Source organism: Bacillus sp. Medicinal_06 (assembly GCF_056711665.1).
Genome location: NZ_JBWYHD010000006.1, coordinates 411,397 through 431,396 on the forward strand (window position 1 = coordinate 411,397; position 20,000 = coordinate 431,396).

Annotated in this window: 21 protein-coding genes; 1 reads left to right on the forward strand and 20 read right to left on the reverse strand. The window is 40.5% G+C overall.

The annotated features are described in order from the left end of the window. From AC1M36_RS17355 to AC1M36_RS17400, 10 genes are read right to left on the reverse strand one after another with little or no spacing between them, the layout of a single operon-like run. Entirely contained in the window at positions 1 to 1,503 is a 1,503-nt protein-coding gene (locus tag AC1M36_RS17355) for an NADH-quinone oxidoreductase subunit M (protein WP_336451571.1), read from the reverse strand. Next, entirely contained in the window at positions 1,500 to 3,362 is a 1,863-nt protein-coding gene (gene nuoL, locus AC1M36_RS17360; protein WP_336451570.1) for an NADH-quinone oxidoreductase subunit L, read from the reverse strand. The genes AC1M36_RS17355 and nuoL overlap by 4 nt, the downstream gene beginning before the upstream one ends. A gap of 27 nt (positions 3,363 to 3,389) precedes the next feature. Then, positions 3,390 to 3,704 (reverse strand): NADH-quinone oxidoreductase subunit NuoK, encoded by a 315-nt coding sequence (gene nuoK, locus AC1M36_RS17365; RefSeq protein WP_336451569.1) that lies wholly within the window; start codon positions 3,702 to 3,704, stop codon positions 3,390 to 3,392. Continuing rightward, positions 3,697 to 4,221 carry an NADH-quinone oxidoreductase subunit J gene (locus AC1M36_RS17370; RefSeq protein ID WP_336451568.1) on the reverse strand — a complete coding sequence of 175 codons (525 nt, stop codon included), beginning with the start codon at positions 4,219 to 4,221 and terminating at the stop codon, positions 3,697 to 3,699. Before AC1M36_RS17370 ends, nuoK begins: the two co-directional genes overlap by 8 nt. Continuing rightward, positions 4,218 to 4,637: an NADH-quinone oxidoreductase subunit NuoI gene (nuoI, locus tag AC1M36_RS17375; RefSeq protein ID WP_042981023.1), complete on the reverse strand. Its 420-nt coding sequence runs from the start codon at positions 4,635 to 4,637 to the stop codon at positions 4,218 to 4,220. The genes AC1M36_RS17370 and nuoI overlap by 4 nt, the downstream gene beginning before the upstream one ends. Positions 4,638 to 4,662: 25 nt before the next feature. Next, positions 4,663 to 5,664, reverse strand: a complete 1,002-nt coding sequence (gene nuoH, locus AC1M36_RS17380; RefSeq protein WP_336451567.1) for an NADH-quinone oxidoreductase subunit NuoH — start codon at positions 5,662 to 5,664, stop codon at positions 4,663 to 4,665. Continuing rightward, entirely contained in the window at positions 5,664 to 6,764 is a 1,101-nt protein-coding gene (gene nuoD / locus AC1M36_RS17385; protein WP_336451566.1) for an NADH-quinone oxidoreductase subunit NuoD, read from the reverse strand. The genes nuoH and nuoD overlap by 1 nt, the downstream gene beginning before the upstream one ends. A 4-nt stretch (positions 6,765 to 6,768) precedes the next feature. Continuing rightward, on the reverse strand, positions 6,769 to 8,298 hold the full coding sequence (locus AC1M36_RS17390; RefSeq protein ID WP_336451565.1) for an NADH-quinone oxidoreductase subunit C: 1,530 nt from the start codon (positions 8,296 to 8,298) through the stop codon (positions 6,769 to 6,771). Then, a complete protein-coding gene (nuoB, locus tag AC1M36_RS17395; RefSeq protein ID WP_017153544.1) occupies positions 8,295 to 8,813 on the reverse strand; it encodes an NADH-quinone oxidoreductase subunit NuoB in 519 nt (172 codons plus the stop codon). The genes AC1M36_RS17390 and nuoB overlap by 4 nt, the downstream gene beginning before the upstream one ends. Continuing rightward, positions 8,804 to 9,172, reverse strand: a complete 369-nt coding sequence (locus AC1M36_RS17400; protein ID WP_336451564.1) for an NADH-quinone oxidoreductase subunit A — start codon at positions 9,170 to 9,172, stop codon at positions 8,804 to 8,806. The genes nuoB and AC1M36_RS17400 overlap by 10 nt, the downstream gene beginning before the upstream one ends. A gap of 891 nt (positions 9,173 to 10,063) precedes the next feature. Here AC1M36_RS17400 and AC1M36_RS17405 point away from each other — a divergent pair. Further along, positions 10,064 to 12,277, forward strand: coding sequence for a putative bifunctional diguanylate cyclase/phosphodiesterase (locus tag AC1M36_RS17405; RefSeq protein WP_420792339.1), 2,214 nt, complete (start codon positions 10,064 to 10,066; stop codon positions 12,275 to 12,277). Positions 12,278 to 12,411: 134 nt separating this feature from the next. On the opposite strand, the gene atpC is transcribed toward AC1M36_RS17405, so the two are convergent. The 10 genes from atpC to AC1M36_RS17455 form a co-directional block, all read right to left on the reverse strand. Continuing rightward, positions 12,412 to 12,813, reverse strand: coding sequence for a F0F1 ATP synthase subunit epsilon (atpC, locus tag AC1M36_RS17410; RefSeq protein WP_026591864.1), 402 nt, complete (start codon positions 12,811 to 12,813; stop codon positions 12,412 to 12,414). Positions 12,814 to 12,833: 20 nt separating this feature from the next. Beyond that, positions 12,834 to 14,228, reverse strand: a complete 1,395-nt coding sequence (gene atpD, locus AC1M36_RS17415) for a F0F1 ATP synthase subunit beta (RefSeq protein ID WP_336451563.1) — start codon at positions 14,226 to 14,228, stop codon at positions 12,834 to 12,836. A 240-nt stretch (positions 14,229 to 14,468) separates the two neighbouring features. Further along, positions 14,469 to 15,329: a F0F1 ATP synthase subunit gamma gene (gene atpG, locus AC1M36_RS17420; RefSeq protein WP_336451562.1), complete on the reverse strand. Its 861-nt coding sequence runs from the start codon at positions 15,327 to 15,329 to the stop codon at positions 14,469 to 14,471. Between the two features lie 341 nt (positions 15,330 to 15,670). Further along, positions 15,671 to 17,179: a F0F1 ATP synthase subunit alpha gene (gene atpA, locus AC1M36_RS17425; protein ID WP_336451561.1), complete on the reverse strand. Its 1,509-nt coding sequence runs from the start codon at positions 17,177 to 17,179 to the stop codon at positions 15,671 to 15,673. Between the two features lie 11 nt (positions 17,180 to 17,190). Next, entirely contained in the window at positions 17,191 to 17,733 is a 543-nt protein-coding gene (locus AC1M36_RS17430) for a F0F1 ATP synthase subunit delta (RefSeq protein ID WP_336451560.1), read from the reverse strand. Then, on the reverse strand, positions 17,730 to 18,236 hold the full coding sequence (gene atpF, locus AC1M36_RS17435; protein WP_336451559.1) for a F0F1 ATP synthase subunit B: 507 nt from the start codon (positions 18,234 to 18,236) through the stop codon (positions 17,730 to 17,732). The genes AC1M36_RS17430 and atpF overlap by 4 nt, the downstream gene beginning before the upstream one ends. A gap of 127 nt (positions 18,237 to 18,363) precedes the next feature. Further along, a complete protein-coding gene (atpE, locus tag AC1M36_RS17440; protein ID WP_000052064.1) occupies positions 18,364 to 18,582 on the reverse strand; it encodes a F0F1 ATP synthase subunit C in 219 nt (72 codons plus the stop codon). Positions 18,583 to 18,644: 62 nt separating this feature from the next. Further along, entirely contained in the window at positions 18,645 to 19,367 is a 723-nt protein-coding gene (gene atpB / locus AC1M36_RS17445) for a F0F1 ATP synthase subunit A (protein ID WP_336451558.1), read from the reverse strand. A 7-nt stretch (positions 19,368 to 19,374) separates the two neighbouring features. Further along, positions 19,375 to 19,767 carry an ATP synthase subunit I gene (locus tag AC1M36_RS17450; protein WP_000567602.1) on the reverse strand — a complete coding sequence of 131 codons (393 nt, stop codon included), beginning with the start codon at positions 19,765 to 19,767 and terminating at the stop codon, positions 19,375 to 19,377. Then, entirely contained in the window at positions 19,767 to 19,991 is a 225-nt protein-coding gene (locus AC1M36_RS17455) for an AtpZ/AtpI family protein (protein ID WP_001171217.1), read from the reverse strand. The genes AC1M36_RS17450 and AC1M36_RS17455 overlap by 1 nt, the downstream gene beginning before the upstream one ends. Positions 19,992 to 20,000 lie beyond the last annotated feature (9 nt).

Consider the following 20,000-nt stretch of genomic DNA (forward strand, 5'->3'; position numbering starts at 1 on the left):
CTATCTCACCCCCAATATTTTCACTGTGTATTGTAGTGGCGCCCCTAATAGTTCTGGCATCACACCGATTGCGATAATACACGTTAGTAAGAGTACAATCGGAACGTATTCCCAGCCGCGGACATCCGGCTTTGTTTCCAATTCCTTCTTTCCAAATGTCACTTGAAGCGTCGCCCTTAAGACATATACCGCGGTTAAAATGATACCGAGTGCACCAACTGCGGCGATGATCGGCTCCCCTTGAAATAGTCCAAGGAAGGCCAGAAACTCACTAACAAATCCAGACATTCCTGGGAGGCCAAGCGATGCCATACCTCCTGCTAATAGGAAGCCGCTTAACACTGGAACTTGTTTGGCGAGGCCACCAAGCTTCGTCATATCAGAAGTGTCAAAGCGCCGCTCAATCATGCCGAGCAGAAAGAATAGTAACGCTGCAATCAAGCCGTGGGATACGACTTGAAATAGTGCTCCCTTTATGCCGGGGGCGTTAAGTGCTGCAAGTCCCATTAGCACGATTCCCATATGCGAAATACTGGAGTAGGCAAGTACCTTTCGGAAATCTGTTTGAATCATCGCTAGGAAAGCACCGTACAGCAAATTGATTACTCCTAAAATTGCCATAAACGTTGCAAAGTCTTGAAACTGCTCTGGGAATAGCCCTTTTCCAAAGCGAACGATGCCATATGCCCCGATTTTGAGCAGAACACCCGCATGGAGCATTACCGCTGCAGGATGGGCCTCGACATGCACATTCACCATCCAGCGATGCAAAGGGAATACCGGTAACTTAATCGCAAAGGCAATCATAAGAGCAATGAATAATCCACTTTGCAATGAATTTGAAATATCGCCTAGGAGCGACGTTTCCGCCCCAGTCAAAATATCTTTTAACGCTGTAATATTTGTTGTACCTGTTTTTGCAAAAAGGATAGAGAAAACGATAAGTAAAATTGCTGATCCAATTCCGTTATAAATCAAATAACTATAGGAAGCTTTTTCACTGTTCAATTTCCCCCACTTTCCAATCAACAAAAACATAGGTGGTAATGTAATTTCAAAGAAGACAAAGAATAAAAGTAAATTTTCTGCAGCAAAGACACCGAGCATCCCAACCTCAAGTGTCAATAAAAGCATGTAAAAACCTTTTATATTCTTTTGAATGGAAAAGGCAGCAATCGCCGCAAGTGTTGCTAAAAGTGCCGTCAATATCATCATGACAAGCGAGAAACCATCGATGCCAAGCTCGTAATAAATCGAAAACAACTTTTCATCTACGTTCAAAAAGCTTCCAAATTGAATCCATTTCACCTTTTCAGCAAAGATTGTTAAGCTCTTTCCGGAAGCGTATGTACCAGCTAAAACCATCGCGATGCCAAGCGGAAGAATTGTTCCGAACAAACCGAGGCCCCGCACTGCACGCACTTCCGTTTTCGGTGTTAACGTAAGTAAGAGAATCCCAAGAAGCGGGGAGAAAATGAAGAACGATAATAAGAATGCATTCATTGCCAATACCCCCCTGTATATAACAGAATGACAACTAATGCTGCCAAAGAAACAGCCACCGCAGTTCCGTATACTTGTACGTTTCCGTTTTGAAGTTTAGAACCAGCAGCACTTGCTCCCCTCACAATACCCGCGATGAACTGGGCAATTCCTTCGACAATATATACTTCACATAAGCGAAGTACATAAGCGATCCCTTTTACGAGCGGGAGCACAGTCACATTATATATTTCATCTACATAATATTTTTCCTTTAGGAGGCTATATAAGACTGTTTCTCTTCCGCCAGCCCAGTCTCTAGAGATAGAGCGTTTCCCATAGATGAGATATGCTAAGAAAATGCCTGCAAAGGAAACGAGCGCTGCAACAATCATAATCCACACCGGACCATGACTTTGCTCTACTTGAAACGGGACATTCTTTGTAAGCCAGTCCCCAAGGAATGTTCCAAACCACGGCGTATTGATGTAGCCCGCCAAAACCGCGAGAACACCCAGGACAATCATCGGAACTGTCATGACGCGAGGAGATTCATGCACATCCTCTTCTTTCTTCGCTTCCCCTGTAAAAACGAGAAAGTATAACCGGAACATGTAGAACGCCGTTAAGAATGCCGCAAGAACCGCGAGGACAAATAAAACATAATTACCGTGCATCCACGCCCTAGCCAAAATTTCATCTTTACTAAAAAAACCTGAGAAGAGCGGAACACCACTAATCGCTAGCGTGCCGATTAAGAAGAGTAGCCCTGTCACTTTCATTTTCTTCTGCAATCCGCCCATTTCATTAATGTTTTGCGTATGCACTGCATGAATGACGCTTCCTGCCGCTAAGAAAAGAAGCGCCTTAAAGAAAGCATGTGTCGTTAAATGAAAGATGCCAGCCACGTACCCTGCCGAGCCAAGCGCGAGCATCATATAACCGAGCTGACTGACCGTTGAATAGGCAAGGACTCTTTTTATATCCGTTTGTACGAGACCGATGGATGCGGCAAAGATTGCAGTAAAGGCACCGATAACCGCGACTGTTTGCATCGCCACAGGACTTGCTGAAAATAGTGGAAACATCGTTGCTACTAAGTACACGCCTGCTGCAACCATCGTTGCCGCGTGAATAAGTGCCGACACAGGCGTTGGTCCTTCCATCGCATCTGGTAACCACGTATGAAGCGGAAACTGACCTGATTTCCCCATCGCACCAATAAAGATTAAAATTGCCGTGAGTGTAATCATGCCAGGGGATATATCTCCTGTGTGCATTGCCTTAAAAATAGCACTATACTCAAAACTACCAGCCTGCCAGAAGAGTAAAATCATCCCGATAAATAAACCTACATCTCCAATACGCGTCATAATAAAAGCCTTTTTCGCAGCAGCCTTCGCTTCTGCTTTAAAGAAATAAAACCCAATGAGTAAAAACGAGCCAAGTCCAACTAATTCCCAAAATATATAAAGCTGCAATAAATTCGTTGAGATAACAAGCCCCAGCATCGCAAATGTAAAGAGCCCTAAATATGCATAAAAGGTGGGCAATCTTTCATCGCCATGCATATACCCTTTTGAATACACGTGCACCAGGAAACTAACGAGTGTCACAATAAAAAGCATTAAAGCATTTAATGCGTTAATCTCAAAACCAAACGAGAGATCTACATCTCCAACCCTTAGCCATAACCACTGATGCTTTACTGTTTCTGATGAAAATCGTTCTATTAATACTACCGCGGCACCCACAAAGGAGAGAAATGTGAGGAAGATCCCAAGTAAGCTGCTTCCTTCCCTCAACTTTCCTCCAAACATAACGAGCAAAAAAAACGAGGCAAGTGGGAAAAGCGGTATGAGCCATGCATAATCGATCATTGTTTCCTTCCCCCTTTTCGGTCACAATTAACCTTTCAGCGAATCCATTTCATCTACATTAACTGTTGCACGTCTGCGATATAACGCAATTAAGATTGCAAGTCCAACTGCCGCTTCAGCTGCCGCAACGGACATCGTAAACAGTGAAAAGATTTGTCCTGTTAAATTCGGGAAAAAGCCTAATTTACTAAAAGCGACTAAGTTTAAGTTCGCCGCATTTAACATTAATTCAATACAAACTAGGACAATGACCGTATTCCGCTTTGTCAAAGCACCGAATAAACCGATGCAAAACAGAATAATTGCAAGAGCTAAGTAGGCGGAAGCTGGAACACTATTCATTGGAATCCCCCTCTTTCTCATCTTTCTTCGCAAGTACAATTGCCCCAACAAGCGCAACAAGTAAAATAACCGACGTTAACTCAAACGGAATGACATATTTCGAATACAAGAGTGTACCAATTTGAAGTGTATTTTGTTCATGAAGCGGTAAGCTTCCTTGTACATTTCGATTTGTAAAATCTATATTATTAACAGCAAAGTACATCACTCCGCCAAACGCTACAACTGCAAAGAAGATAGCTAGCTTACGAAAACTAAAACTAGATTCATTTTCAGCGTCATGTTTCGTTAACATAATGCCGAAAATCATAATAATCGTAATGGCCCCGGAATAAATTAAAATTTGCGCGACCCCAACAAACTCTGCCGATAAGAGAAAGTACAATCCCGCAATGCTAAGAAACGTAAACACAAGGGAGAGCATCATGTGCATGACTTTTGTTAAGTTCAGCATAAGAATACCGCCAATAATCGCCGTTAAGGACAAGATAAAAAACGCTACTAACTCACCGCTCATGCTTTATTCTCCTTTCTGACGTTCTCATCATTTTCATCGAGCCACTGCAAATTTTTAAACAAATCATCACGCGTATACTCCGCTAACTCAAAATTATTTGTCATAACGATTGCCTCGGTTGGACAAACCTCTGTACATAAATCGCAAAGAATACAAATTTCAAAGTTAATATCGTACGTATCAATGATTTTTCCTTTTTTCGTAGGGTCTGGATGCTTCTTCCCAGTTAATTGAATACAGTCAGTGGGGCAGATATTAGAACATTGATTACAAACAATGCATTTTTCTGGATAAAATTTTTGAATTCCTCGGAAGCGATCTGGTAGTGGTAATGGTTGATTCGGATAATCGTACGTTACTTTTTTCTTACTTAAGTTGCTAAGTGTATACTTTAATCCTTTAAATAGTCCTTTCATACCTTACGGGCACCCCTCTCATAGATTAGAAGAATAACTCCTTAATCAATGCCGTTAAGAAAATGTTCGCAAGCGCGATTGGCAATAATACCTTCCAGCCAAACTCCATCAGTTGGTCGCCCCTGATACGTGGGAATGTAACGCGGAACCAAATTAAGAGAAAGACTACCGCGCTAAATTTCAAGGCAAACCATACAGCGCCAGGAATAAAACCAAGGAATATGACCGGATTCCATCCTCCTAAGAAGAGCACTGTAATGAGCGAAGCCATCCCAAAGAAGTACACGTATTCAGAAAGCATAAAGAACGCCCAGCGAAACCCTGAATATTCCGTATGATATCCAGAGACGAGTTCTGATTCTGCTTCCGGTAAATCAAACGGTGTCCGGTTGAGCTCGGCAACTGCTGCGATTAAGAAAATAACAAAACCGATTGGCTGCGCAAAAATGTACCAAACCTTCTCTTGCGCCGCTACAATTTCATTTAAATTCAGACTGCCAGCTAATAAAACAACGCCAATCACGCTCATCACAAGCGGAATTTCATAGGAAATCATTTGCGCCGCTGCACGCATCCCGCCTAAAAGTGAATATTTATTGTTTGATGCCCATCCCCCGGTCACAACACCAATCGTTGTAATCCCTGATACAGCGATATAGTAAAGAAGTCCTACTCCGATATCTGCAAACTGAAATTTATCCGTAAACGGAATGACCGCAAGCACCATAAAAGCTGGTGCAAATGCAATAATAGGTGCCAAGATAAATAACGGCTTATCTGCAGCCTTCGGAATACTATCTTCTTTTAATAAAAGCTTTAAAACGTCAGCAACTGTTTGCAATAAACCGAATCTGCCGCCGACTTGGTTCGGACCAATCCGCCCTTGCATAAATCCCATCACTTTTCGCTCTGCTAAAATCCCATATGTAACAAATCCAAGGACGGCAAATAAAAGAAGCACTGCTAGCCCGAAAAAAATGAAAAAATTCGTCCAACTTGCCGATGACTCTAAGAGGCGCTCTATCATCACCCATCAACCTCCCCAAGTACAATATCAACGCCACCTAAAATCGTAATTAAGTTCGCGATATTTTCACCCTTCAAAAGCTTTGGTAAAATTTGAAGGTTATAGAAAGATGGTCTGCGGAACTTTAAGCGATATGGCTCTTTCTTCCCTTCACTCGCGATATAACAGCCAATCTCTCCGCGCGGCGACTCGATGCGAACAAATGCCTCGCCCTTTGGTGCTTTAATAATTTTCGGCACTTTCGCCAGTACTGGCCCTTCTGATGGGAATTGCTGGGCTGCCTGCTCAATAATTTTGAGGGATTCCTCAATTTCCTCCATTCGGCAAACGTAACGGTCCCAAGCATCCCCCACGCTTCCTACCGGAACATCAAAATCAAAGCGATCATAAATAGAGTACGGTTCATCCTTACGAAGATCCCACTTCACACCCGTGCAGCGTAAATTTGCCCCGCTCAGCGAATAGGAAAGTGCATCTTCCGCGCTATATATGCCAACGCCCTTCACACGATTTAAAAAAATTTCATTCCCGCTTACAAGGTCGTGATAACCTTTCAATTGTTCTCTCATATATGGAACAAAGTCACGAACCTTCCCTATCCAGTCGTCTGGAGCATCCCACTTTACACCGCCCACTCGCATGTAATTAAACGTTAGGCGCGCACCACAAAGTTCATTTAAGAGATTAATAATCATTTCTCGCTCCCGGAATGCATATAGAAACGGACTAACCGCTCCAATATCAAGAAGATTTGTCCCCCACCAAACGAGATGACTCGCAACGCGGCCCAGTTCCATCGCAAGTACACGTAAATATTCTGCACGTTCGGGAATTTCAATGTCCATCATTGTCTCAACAGCGTGACAAATCACGTAGTTGTTCGTCATCGCTGATAAATAGTCCATTCGGTCTGTATAAGGGATAATTTGTGTATACTGTAAGCTCTCGGCGATTTTCTCTGTTCCGCGGTGTAAATAACCAATGACAGGTGTAGCTTCCTTAATCATTTCCCCATCAATTTTAATAACAAGCCGAAATACACCATGCGTACTTGGGTGCTGTGGTCCTACATTTAAAAGCATTTCTTCTGTACGAATCATAATGCTACACCTCCACATCGAGCGGTTCATAATCTTTACGAAGCGGATGACCAACCCAATCATCTGGCATTAAAATACGCGTTAAATTCGGATGACCTTCAAAAATAACACCAAGTAAATCATACGCTTCTCGCTCCGGCCAATTCGCCCCGTTCCATAGCGGCGTAATTGACGCTACCCGCGGCGCTTCTCTGCCGAGCTTCACCTTCACTGCTACAGACTGTTTCTTACTATATGAAAACAAATGAATATACACTTCCATATGTGTAACAAAGTCCGTCGCATGCAACTCCGACATATAATCAAAGGCAAGTCCCTCATGAATTCGTAATAATTCCATTACTTCATAGTAGTTCTCCAGCTTAATAACAAGCGTTGGGACATCCTTTGAAAGTTTATTAATATAGTAATCTTCTAATGAATGTTCACCCGCTTTCTCCTGAATAATCCCTACATAAGCATCCAAATATGGCTGATTCGGTGATGGTTCCTCCTGCTTCGGCACTTCTTTTTTCTTGCTTACAGCACCTTTTGCCTTGGCAGCTGCTGCTGCCTTTGCTTTCGCCGCTGCAATTGCCTTCGCCTTTTCATCGCCAGCTGGTACCCCGCCTTCTTTTGCTTTCTGTTTTGCTAACGCTGCCGCCTTCGCTTTTGCTGCTGCAACTGCTTTTTCCTTCGCTTTCGCTTTGTCCTCCTCCGATATTTCTTCGCCTTCTGTCCTTTTCTGTTTCGCTAACGCGGCTGCTTTTGCTTTCGCTGCCGCCGCCGCTTTTGCCTTCGCTTTCGCTTTGTCCTCTTCTGATATTTCTTCGCCTTCTGTCCTTTTCTGCTTCGCTAACGCGGCTGCTTTTGCTTTCGCTGCCGCCGCTTTTGCCTTCGCTTTCGCTTTGTCCTCTTCTGATATTTCTTCGCCTTCTGTCCTTTTCTGCTTCGCTAACGCGGCTGCTTTTGCTTTCGCTGCTGCCGCCGCTTTTGCCTTCGCTTTCGCTTTGTCCTCTTCCGATATTTCTTCGCCTTCTGTCCTTTTCTGCTTCGCTAACGCGGCTGCTTTTGCTTTCGCTGCTGCCGCCGCTTTTGCCTTCGCTTTCGCTTTGTCCTCTTCCGATATTTCTTCGCCTTCTGATGCCTTCTGCTTCGCTAACGCTGCCGCTTTTGCTTTCGCTGCTGCCGCCGCTTTTGCCTTCGCTTTCGCTTTGTCCTCTTCTGATATTTCTTCGCCTTCTGACGCCTTCTGCTTCGCTAACGCGGCTGCTTTTGCTTTCGCTGCTGCTGCCGCTTTTGCCTTCACTTTCGCTTTGTCCTCTTCTGATATTTCTTCGCCTTCTGACGCCTTCTGCTTCGCTAACGCTGCCGCTTTTGCTTCCTCTATACTTATCTCCTCACCTTTTGGTAGCGCTTTCTCTTTTTCTTCTTGTACCTCAGTTTTAGACATTTCCTCCTCATGTTTAGCGGCTAACCGTTTCCGAGCTTCTTCTTTTGCATGTCTTGCGGCCGCTTTTTTCATATCTTCTATCTCTTTATTCGGATCACTCATCTATTCGTCACCTGCTTTCCAGTCTTTGCTTCGTAACGAATCTTTTCTTTTAATTTATTAATCCCATAAATTAAAGCAGCTGGGTTCGGAGGACACCCTGGAATGTACACATCTACCGGTACGATTTGGTCCACTCCTTTCACAACAGCGTACGAATTCACATATGGACCGCCTGCTGTTGCGCAGGACCCCATCGCAATAACCCATTTCGGTTCTGGCATTTGATCGTATAAACGACGCACAATTGGTGCCATTTTCTTTGTCACTGTTCCTGAAACAATCATGACATCTGATTGCCTCGGCGATGTCCGAAAAAATGATCCAAACCGGTCTAAATCATAATGAGATGAGCCAACTCCCATCATTTCAATCGCACAACATGCCAGCCCAAATGTCATTGGCCATAAAGAATTACTACGCGCCCACCCCTTCACCTGCTCTAATGTTGTAAAAAAGATGTTCCTCTCTAATTCCGCCCGTTCCTGTGGATGTAACTCTTCGAAATTTATAGCCATTGTAACACCTTCTTTTTCCAAGCATACGCCAAACCAACAAGCAACATAATGACAAAGATTAACATTTCAATAAGCGCGAACAAACCAAGCTTGTCATAGGCAACGGCCCACGGATATAAAAATACGGTTTCCACATCAAAAATGACAAACAATAATGCAAAAATATAATAACGAGCATGAAAACGGACATTCGCATCATGATAAGGTTCAATTCCGCTTTCGTACGTCGTTGCCTTCGCTGCACTTGGTTTATGTGGGCGCAGCAACTTTCCTAACGTAAGAGCCACTATCGGTAGCAATATACCCAATAGTAAAAAGATCCCAACAATCATATAACTATTTTCATATACATTCGCCACCCTGAAACCCTCCCCCCCTAAATTAAGAACAAGTTCACTTAGTAAACAATATGTCTAACCTGCATCATTTATTATTTTTAAATTTTTCTAAATAATGCGACTATTAACCTCATTATAGCAAACTTCAAATTCCTATGTCGATATATTGGGAAAAAGAAAAACCAAGTAACGTAAGGCAAATTTTCTCCTTATATTACTTGGTTGACAGTAATTTGAACTAGTTTAATGAAATCTCATATTTCTCTTCATTTTTACAATTTGTGATAAATGTGTAAAATAAAATATGGAAACTGCATATACGTATCAAGCAATTCCCTCTAGAAAATAGAAAAGGACGATTTATACTCGTCTATATCGCGGGTGACTTCAGTGAAAACAAAGAAACAAACACATGTAACTATCCTTATAAGCTCTTTATTATTATATTTTATAATTCACTATATAGCTTTACTCTTTTTTTCCGGATACTCAGTTCCGTTCCAAATCATAGCGGGTATTACTACCATTTTTCTTAACATGATGATGAGTAGTTATTTATTTTACTTTTCATTAAATACAGATAAACAAGCTCATACATTTTGGATGTTAGTAACAATCGGCACAATACTTTATAGCATCGGTGATATAATCGTTTTTTATCAACGACTTATTCTAAATGATTATTACACATTTGTTGATCCATCTGATATTTTTTATTCACTATTTGTAATAAGCTTTGTATCTGCCTTTTTATACGAAATGATTCACAACAAAAATATATGGGAGAAACTTTTCACGCTATGTGACATTTGTATCATTGTGACTGCACAATTCACTTTAAGTTATTACCTTCTCATTGAACAAGCTATCCATATATTCACCTTATCTCTCATCAATATGGTTGTTCAACTTATGTATCCGATGGCAAATTTACTATTTGTATTAATAGGAATTCACTTATTATTTCGGCCGCTATCACTCATTTCAAAACAGGTTGCCACGCTACTTGGAATCTCTCTTATTTTATATGCAGGTACAGATTCTATTTATATGTATATCAAATACTCAGCACCAGAATATTCCATGTTTACGGTCGCACCAATTTATCAAGTTGTACTTATGATGATTACGATTGCATGCGTACTTCACACAAAAAAGACTAAGAAACATGAGCAAGTACTTTTAACACCACAAGCTGGTGAAGCAATCCGTTTATCATTACCATATATATCCGTAACTGTACTTAGTATTTTTATATTGGTAGAGCACGTTTTTGCACCCGTTTTAGTAACCGGATTTATTCTCACATTTTTCTTCTTATTGATTCGTCATATGTTAGTACGAAGACAAAATAAAGTGCTATTACTAAAACAGATGCATTTTAATTTAGAACTAGAAAAACAAATTGAACTACGTACAAAAGATTTAGTGGATCAAAAAAATAAATTGTTTCAAAGTAAGCAAATGTTTAAATCTTTATATGAACATCATCCGGATCCAATTTTCACGTTAGATTTACATGGGAATTTTTTAAATGTCAATAACGCGGGAACTACATTGCTTGGCTATCAAACAAATGAGTTATTTCACAAACCTTGTCATTCCCTCATTTATGAAAAAGATTTACAAAAGGTAATCGATGCATTTCGTCATGTAAAACAAGGACATTCTATTTCTTTAGATATACGAGCATATCATAAAAACAGAGATATTTATTATTTACACGTTACAGCTGTTCCTATTATTTTAAAGGAGCATATTACAGGGATTTATTTGATGCTTAAAGACATTACAGAAAGTATACAACAACAAAAGCAAATTAACTTCCTAGCATATCATGATACATTAACTGAACTAGCAAATCGCCGTGCTTTCCAGGAATACCTTGAATCTGCCATTATAAGAGCAAAAAAAGAAAAAGGTTCCTTTGCAGTTATGTTTCTTGACTTAGATCGCTTTAAAATTATAAATGATACCCTTGGACACCAGGTAGGAGACCTTCTCTTAATTGCTGTCGCAAAACGATTGAAGCGAATTTCAAAACCAAATGTGAAGATTGCAAGGCTTGCTGGAGATGAGTTTACACTTCTCATAGAAGACTATGAGAAAGACTCTGAAGTACAAAGAATTGCAGATAACATTTTATCATTGATGAATGAACCATTTGAAATTGAAAATCATCTACTGCAAATCTCACCAAGTATCGGTATCGCTATCTATCCAGAAGATGGTGAGGATGCAATGTCTATTTTGCAGCACGCTGATATGGCGATGTATGAAACAAAACATAAAGGAAAAAATGGTAGTTCTTTTTATACGAAAGAACTATATGAGAAGATGGAGCGAAGAGCTAGAATTGAAAAAGACTTACCGCTTGCCTTAGCAAATCATGAATTCTCTATCGTCTACCAACCACAAATTGATGTCGTCACAAAAAAGATAATCGGTGCAGAGGCGTTAATTCGTTGGCAACATCCGGAACTAGGAATGATTTCTCCGTATGAGTTCATTCCAATAGCGGAAGAAACGATACAAATGATCCCACTCAGTCACTGGATGTTAAAACAAGCTTGTCAACAACTACAAGTGTGGCATAGATTCGGTTATTGCGATTTAAACATGAGCGTTAATTTATCAGCAAAAGAATTTCAGCAGGATAACTTAATTGATGTAATTCTAAATATACTGCAAGAAACAAACTTAGAACCAAAATTTTTAACACTCGAATTAACGGAACGAATCGCAATGATAGATGAAGAAGAAACTTTATTAAAGCTAAGACAATTGAAAGAATACGGAATTCAAACATCAATCGATGACTTTGGTACAGGCTACTCATCACTTGCCTATCTATCTCTTTACCCAATTGATACATTAAAAGTACCAAGAGAATTTACACAAATGGCTGAACATCGCGAAGAAGAAAAAGCGATTGTATCAACAATTCTTTCACTTGCCAATACATTAAAGTTCTCTGTTGTTGCAGAAGGAATTGAAACAAAAGAACAACTCCAATTCTTACAAAACAATGGTTGTAAATATATGCAAGGCTATTACTTTAGCAAACCACTAAGCGGTAAAGAATTTATGAAATTCCTACAAAAAACCCCAAGCATGAACAATTAATGTTTATGCTTGGGGTTTTTTTAAAAAGTAGTATCTTCTTTTTTATAATAATTTTTAGGATGTGTAATTTTCAGCTCTCTTCTATCCAAGATATAATAAAAAATCCGTAAAGGAATGAACCTTTACGGATTTTTTTATTTCATATCGGAAACGTTCAAACGGTTAACCGCACGTTTTAGTGCAAGTTCTGCACGCTTGAAGTCAACATGTACTTGTTTATCTTGCATACGTTGCTCAGCACGACGCTTCGCTTCGTTTGCACGATGAATATCGATATGGTTTGCTTCTTCAGCAGATGGTGCTAATACTGTTACTTTATCTGGACGAACTTCGATAAAGCCACCGCTTACCGCTACATAATCAGTGTGACCGCCATTCTTTAAACGAACCGCACTAATTTTTAGAGGTGCAACAGTTGGAATGTGACCTGGTAAGATCCCCATTTCCCCACTTTCTGCTTTCACGCTTACCATTTCTACTTCTTTTTCGTAAACCGGTCCATCAGGAGTTACAATACTGACTGGAAATGTCTTCATAATTCGTCCCTCCTAAGGCCTTACGCCATCATTTTCTTCGCGTTTTCAATAACTTCTTCAATACCACCAACTAGACGGAATGCATCTTCTGGAAGGTCATCGTATTTACCTTCTAGAATTTCTTTGAAACCACGAACTGTTTCTTTTACAGGTACGTAAGAACCTTTTTGACCTGTAAATTGCTCCGCTACGTGGAAGTTTTGTGATAAGAAGAATTGAATGCGACGAGCGCGATGTACAACTAACTTATCTTCTTCAGATAACTCATCCATACCTAAGATAGCGATGATATCTTGAAGTTCTTTATAACGTTGAAGTGTTTGCTGTACTTGACGCGCTACTTCGTAATGCTCGTCTCCTACGATTTCCGGAGAAAGCGCACGAGATGTAGATGCCAATGGATCTACCGCTGGGTAAATACCCATTTGTGTTAAACGACGCTCTAAGTTTGTTGTTGCATCTAAGTGAGCGAACGTTGTAGCTGGTGCTGGGTCAGTATAGTCATCGGCTGGTACATATACCGCTTGGATAGACGTGATAGACCCTTTATTTGTAGATGTAATACGCTCTTGTAATTGACCCATTTCTGTTGCAAGTGTTGGTTGGTAACCTACCGCAGATGGCATACGACCAAGAAGGGCAGATACTTCAGAACCCGCTTGCGTGAAACGGAAAATGTTATCGATGAACAGTAGTACGTCTTGTCCTTGCTCATCACGGAAATGTTCAGCCATTGTTAATCCTGTTAACGCAACACGTTGACGTGCACCAGGCGGCTCGTTCATTTGTCCGAATACCATCGCTGTTTTCTTGATTACGCCAGAATCGCTCATTTCGTGGTATAAGTCGTTACCTTCACGAGTACGCTCACCTACACCAGCGAATACAGAAATACCACCGTGCTCTTGTGCGATGTTGTTAATTAACTCCTGGATTAATACTGTTTTACCTACACCGGCACCACCGAATAGACCGATTTTACCACCTTTAATGTATGGTGCAAGTAAGTCTACTACTTTAATACCAGTTTCAAGAATTTCTACTTTCGTAGATAACTCTTCGAATGCAGGTGCTTGACGGTGAATTGGATCACGGCGTACATCCGCTGCAACTTCACCATCTAAGTCAATTGCATCACCTAATACGTTAAATACACGACCAAGTGTTGCATCACCAACTGGAACAGAAATTGGTTTACCAGTATCTTCTACTTCTGTGCCACGAACAAGTCCATCTGTAGAAGACATCGCAACCGTACGAACTGTGTCATCACCTAAGTGAAGCGCAACTTCTAAAGTTAAGTTAACTTCATCTTTTTTAATTCTAAGGGCATTGTAGATTTCAGGTAGCTTTCCGCCGTCAAACTTAACGTCTACAACCGGACCCATGATTTGCGTAACGCGCCCTTTATTCATCGGGTTCCCTCCTAGCTTTCTTTAAATTAGCCAGCTTTCTATGAGCAGTCGGCTTTCATTTTTTTATTAATGTAGCTTGGGCGACTCTTCCGAAAGAGCCACCTCCGCTTTTTATTACAATCTAGCTTTGCCTCCTAGCCCCTTTCGTCTAAGAACCTTCCCCACGAGAAGGTAAAAAGCACCTTCTGTGGGAAAGAACCTTAGCCGGCGGGGCTAAACAGTCGGCTCCGCTTTATATTACTATTCTAACGCTGCCGCTCCACCAACGATTTCTGTAATTTCTTGCGTAATCGCTGCTTGTCGAGCACGGTTGAATGAAAGTGTAAGTGTATCGATAACTTCCATTGCGTTGTCTGTAGCACTTTTCATTGCTGTCATACGCGCCGCGTGTTCACTTGCTTTACCATCTAGTAATGCACCGTACACTAAGCTTTCTGCGTATTGTGGCAATAATACTTTTAAGATATCTTCCTCAGAAGGTTCAAACTCATAAGCTGTCGTCGGTTTGTCAGACGTCACGTCCGTAAGCGGTAAAATTTTATTTTCCGTTACTTCTTGTGAAATTTTACTTACGTAATGGTTGTAGTAAATATACAGCTCATCATAAGCACCATCTGCGAACATCGCAATTGCTCGAGAAGCAAGGTCTTTAATATCTGTAAATGATGGGTGGTCAGATAATCCAACTACTTCATCAATGATGTTAAAGCCGCGACGTTTTAAATAATCACGTCCTAGTCGTCCAAGCACAATAATTGAATATTGGTTTGAATCCATATTATGACGTTCACGAATTACGTTACTTACCGCACGTAATACGTTACTGTTATAACCACCTGCTAGTCCGCGATCAGATGTAATAACGATGTATCCTGTACGTTTTACAGGGCGCGCTGTTAACATTGGATGATTGATTCCTTTGCTACCTTGCGCAATACTCGCTACGACTTCTTGAATCTTTTCCATATACGGAACGAAAGATTTAGCATTTTGTTCTGCACGGTTTAATTTCGATGCAGATACCATCTCCATCGCTTTCGTAATTTGACTCGTTTTCTTAGTCGAGTTAATTTTCGCTTTTATATCGCGTAAAGATGCCACAGGTTTTCACCACCTTTTTTCCGGAAGTTGGCACGATTAGTAAGAATCCCTTTCGTTCATCTTTCTAATCTACGTTGCAAGATCTTCTTGCTCATGATTGAAGGAAAAGAATAGGTGCACCTACTCTTTTCCTTTACATAACCGTTAGCAATCCCTGTAAGAGTTGCCTGTTTATATCATTTAGTTTCAGCGGCACGAGCCGCTTCCGCTTTTTTATTCAATCTAGCTGCGGTGGCTAGAAGGGTCGGTCATTTCACCCCTTCCTGCGAGGCAAAAAGCGCCTCTTTGTCAGGAGTTCCAATGCCCTCCCCTTCTGGACAAGCCACCTTCGCTTTTTATCATTATTCAGAAGCTACGAATACTTTCTTAAATCCATTGATTGCTGCTGCAAATTTGTCGTCATCCGCAAGTTTTTTCGTTGTGCGGATTTCGTTTAATAGGTCAGCTGCATTTGAATCTAACCAAGCATGCAATTCTTCTTCAAAACGAGTGATGTCTGCTACTGGAATATCATCTAGGAATCCACGTGTTAGAGCGTAAAGAATGATAACTTGTTTCTCTACTCGCAGTGGTTTGTGTAATCCTTGTTTTAATACTTCAACTGTACGAGCACCACGGTTTAATTTCGCTTGTGTTGCTTTATCAAGGTCAGAACCGAACTGAGCGAACGCTTCTAACTCACGGTAAGATGCAAGGTCAAGACGAAGTGTACCTGATACTTTACTCATCGCTTTAATCTGAGCAGATCCACCAACACGAGATACTGAAGTACCTGCATCGATCGCTGGACGTACGCCAGAGAAGAATAAGTCAGACTGTAAGAAGATTTGTCCATCTGTAATAGAGATTACGTTTGTTGGGATGTAAGCTGATACGTCCCCTGCTTGTGTTTCGATGAAAGGTAGAGCTGTTAAAGAACCGCCGCCTTTTGCATCGCTTAATTTTGCTGCACGTTCTAATAAACGAGAATGTAAGTAGAATACATCCCCTGGATATGCTTCACGACCTGGAGGACGACGTAATAGTAATGACAGCTCACGGTAAGCAGCTGCTTGTTTTGATAAGTCATCATATACTACTAATACGTGTTTTCCGTTGTACATGAATTCTTCACCCATTGTTACACCAGCGTAAGCAGCTAAGTATAATAATGGAGCTGGTTGAGAAGCTGATGCAGTTACAACGATTGTGTAATCTAATGCACCATGCTTACGTAGTGTTTCTACTACATTACGTACTGTAGATTCTTTTTGTCCGATTGCAACGTAGATACAAATCATATCTTCATCTTTTTGATTCAAGATTGTATCAAGTGCAACTGCTGTTTTACCAGTTTGACGGTCACCGATGATTAACTCACGTTGACCGCGACCAATTGGTACAAGAGCGTCAATCGCTTTAATACCTGTTTGAAGTGGCTCATGAACAGATTTACGATCCATTACACCTGGTGCTGGACTTTCGATTGGACGAGTTTTTGTTGTATTGATTGGGCCTAAACCGTCTACTGGTTGACCTAATGGGTTTACAACACGACCGATTAGTTCTTCCCCTACTGGTACTTGCATGATGCGACCAGTACGACGAACTTCGTCACCTTCACGGATTTCTGTGTAAGGTCCTAAAATAATAATACCTACGTTGTTTTCCTCTAAGTTTTGTGCTAGTCCCATAACGCCGTTAGAGAACTCTACAAGTTCACCAGCCATAACGTTATCAAGACCATGAGCACGTGCGATACCGTCACCAACTTGGATAACTGTACCAACATCACTAACTTCGATTTCAGACTGATAGTTCTCGATTTGTTGCTTTATCAGTGCGCTAATTTCTTCAGCTCTGATGCTCATGTGCTTCACCCCTATCTATTCTTCATAAGTTCACGCTGAATACGTGCTAACTTTCCTTGTAAACTACCATCATAAATGCGATTTCCGATGCGTACTTTAATGCCGCCTAGTAAATCTTCATCTATAACATTCTTAATACGAATTGCATCTTTCCCTGTTCTCTTAGCAAATGATTCTGCAATACTAAGCTTTTCATCTTCTGATAGAGGACGAACTGAATATACAGTTGCATCAGCAACGTTACGTTCATCATTAGCAAGAACTACATATTCATTTGCAATTTCAGGTAGAATTTCAATGCGTTTGTTATCAATTAAAATATATAACGTATTTAAAATTGATTCAGAAACAGAAGAGAATACGTTAGAAAGGAACGTTTTTTTCTGCTCCTTTGAAATGTTTGGTTGTGTTAAAAAGCTATGTAGTTCTCCGTTCTTTACAAAAACGTTTTGTACAAGGCGTAATTCCTCTTCAAACATTTCTAATACGTGTTTTTCTTTTGCAATTTGAAAAAGAGCGACAGCATAACGTTTTGCTACAATCTCATTGCTCATCGCGCTTCTCCTACTTCTTTAATATAATCGCGAATTAACTTCACTTGGTCTTCTTCTTTTAATTCTTTTTCAATTACTTTAGAAGCAATTTGAACAGATAAAGAAGCGACTTGTTCTTGCAGAGCAGCAATTGCTTGCTCTTTTTCGCGTTGAATTTCTTGTACAGCAGATGCTTTAATAGATTCTGCTTCTTCTTTTGCAGCGGCAACAATACCATCTTTTTGCTCTTCTGCTTGTTTTTTCGCTCTTTCGATTAACTCTTGTGCTTCAACACGTGATTGTTTTAACATTTCACGTTGTTCTTCTACTAACTTTTTCGCCTCTGCATTATTTTGTTCTGCAGCGTCGATTTCACTAGCAACATGCTCTTCACGTTCCTTCATAATTCCCATCAAAGGACCCCAAGCAAATTTACGTAGCATTACTAATAAAATTAGGAAAACTAGCAATGTATAAGCGATTGTTCCAAATGGAATGGCAGCTCCTAACATTAAAGTTGGCACAAGGATTCACTCCCTTCGAGATATCTAATTTGACCATATGAAAAAAAAAGACATACATTTCGTTCATAAAGCAATGGCGAAGAAAGTCTAAAAACACTCTTCGCCATCTATGTAAGGGGAGTCTCCCTTATTTGTTCATTACGATGAATGCGATAACTACACCGATGATTGGAAGTGCCTCAACTAATGCAACCCCGATGAACATAATTGTTTGAAGTGCGCCTTTTAATTCTGGTTGACGAGCAACACCTTCGATTGTACGTGATACGATAAGACCGTTACCAATACCTGCACCTAATGCTGATAAACCAATTGCAATTGCAGCTGCGATTACACCTAAACTCATTTAATTTGTCCTCCTTTGTATTATAAAAAAAATAGATTTTTTTACTTACTTATTAAAGTATATTAATGGTCATGACTTACTTTATGAGCCATATAAACCATCGTTAACATTGTAAAGATAAACGCTTGGATTGAACCAACGAATACACTGAATCCCATCCATGCCAACATTGGTACAATCGCACCTAATGCTCCAAGTACTGCTCCGCTTCCACCTAATTTAGCAAGTAATCCTAACAAAATCTCACCTGCATAAATGTTACCGAATAGACGAAGACCTAACGTTAATGTGTTAGCAAATTCCTCAATAACCTTTAAAGGAAATAAGAACTTCATAGGTTGGAAATAACCTTTGATATATTCTTTTGTACCCTTCATCTTAATTCCATAATAATGGGTGAGGGTAACTACCATCACGGCTAATGTTAATGTAACTGCTGGATCAGACGTTGGCGATCTCCACCATGCAATGTGTTCACCAGCCTCAGTTGTTGAATACATGAATGGTAAACCTAGCATGTTTGATACGAAAATAAACATCATAAGTGTGACGCCAAGTGTTAAAAAGCGCCCACCTGTTTTCCAGTCCATCGTACTATTAATGATCCCTTTCACGAAGTCTAAAATCCATTCCAAGAAGTTTTGCATTCCCGTAGGACGAAGAGCTAAGCTGCGAGTTCCAATAACAGCGATTAAGAAAACAATAACTGCTGCAACAGTGACCATCATAACTGATGATAAATCGAACGTTAAACCTAGAAATTCAACTAATTTACCGTGTTCCACTAGTAATTCACCTCTCTTCCCTGCTCTTATACTCTAAATAAAGAAAATCTATGATCATGACAAGATATCCTGTCAGCAATCCTACACCTAAGCTCCACATCGCAATTAAATGCTGATATTTCGCTGCAAATAAAATTAATAACCCAATCGTGGCAAATCTCGAATATGTACTTACAGCCGTTGCTTTAAATTTCACGTTTTCTCCATTGGTAACGCGATCTAATAGCTTGTCTGTTCTACGTGCAATGATGCGCAAACTAAGAAAACTGAAAATCGTTCCGATAATCAGCCCAAGAAATACATCCTTGTAAGAGGTAAATCCCCATCCTAGCACAAGAAGCGCAAGCAAGTAGTACATATATTTCTTTTGTCTTTGGACAAGTCCATGTACGTCTATCATCATTGCTCTCCCGAATAGTAATGTCGAATGAGTCGAATCATTGCGTAAATCCCTGTTCCTAATCCTAGCAATAAGCCTATAATGAGAAACAATGGAAACGTTCCAACCTTACTATCAATCCATTGCCCACCAAAGATTCCAACAAGAATGGAACCGACTAACTGAGCAAGAATACCTGACATTAAAGCATACGCTTTTACCGGGTTGCGATCGTTTTTTTGCAAGGATTCATC

Coding starts and splice junctions, on each gene's coding strand:
- AC1M36_RS17355 (WP_336451571.1), bottom strand. CDS start 1,503: ATGAATGCATTCTTATTATCGTTCTTCATTTTCTCCCCGCTTCTTGGG.
- nuoL (WP_336451570.1), bottom strand. CDS start 3,362: ATGATCGATTATGCATGGCTCATACCGCTTTTCCCACTTGCCTCGTTT.
- nuoK (WP_336451569.1), bottom strand. CDS start 3,704: ATGAATAGTGTTCCAGCTTCCGCCTACTTAGCTCTTGCAATTATTCTG.
- AC1M36_RS17370 (WP_336451568.1), bottom strand. CDS start 4,221: ATGAGCGGTGAGTTAGTAGCGTTTTTTATCTTGTCCTTAACGGCGATT.
- nuoI (WP_042981023.1), bottom strand. CDS start 4,637: ATGAAAGGACTATTTAAAGGATTAAAGTATACACTTAGCAACTTAAGT.
- nuoH (WP_336451567.1), bottom strand. CDS start 5,664: ATGATAGAGCGCCTCTTAGAGTCATCGGCAAGTTGGACGAATTTTTTC.
- nuoD (WP_336451566.1), bottom strand. CDS start 6,764: ATGATTCGTACAGAAGAAATGCTTTTAAATGTAGGACCACAGCACCCA.
- AC1M36_RS17390 (WP_336451565.1), bottom strand. CDS start 8,298: ATGAGTGATCCGAATAAAGAGATAGAAGATATGAAAAAAGCGGCCGCA.
- nuoB (WP_017153544.1), bottom strand. CDS start 8,813: ATGGCTATAAATTTCGAAGAGTTACATCCACAGGAACGGGCGGAATTA.
- AC1M36_RS17405 (WP_420792339.1), top strand. CDS start 10,064: ATGTATCCGATGGCAAATTTACTATTTGTATTAATAGGAATTCACTTA.
- atpC (WP_026591864.1), bottom strand. CDS start 12,813: ATGAAGACATTTCCAGTCAGTATTGTAACTCCTGATGGACCGGTTTAC.
- atpD (WP_336451563.1), bottom strand. CDS start 14,228: ATGAATAAAGGGCGCGTTACGCAAATCATGGGTCCGGTTGTAGACGTT.
- atpA (WP_336451561.1), bottom strand. CDS start 17,179: ATGAGCATCAGAGCTGAAGAAATTAGCGCACTGATAAAGCAACAAATC.
- AC1M36_RS17430 (WP_336451560.1), bottom strand. CDS start 17,733: ATGAGCAATGAGATTGTAGCAAAACGTTATGCTGTCGCTCTTTTTCAA.
- atpE (WP_000052064.1), bottom strand. CDS start 18,582: ATGAGTTTAGGTGTAATCGCAGCTGCAATTGCAATTGGTTTATCAGCA.
- AC1M36_RS17450 (WP_000567602.1), bottom strand. CDS start 19,767: ATGATAGACGTACATGGACTTGTCCAAAGACAAAAGAAATATATGTAC.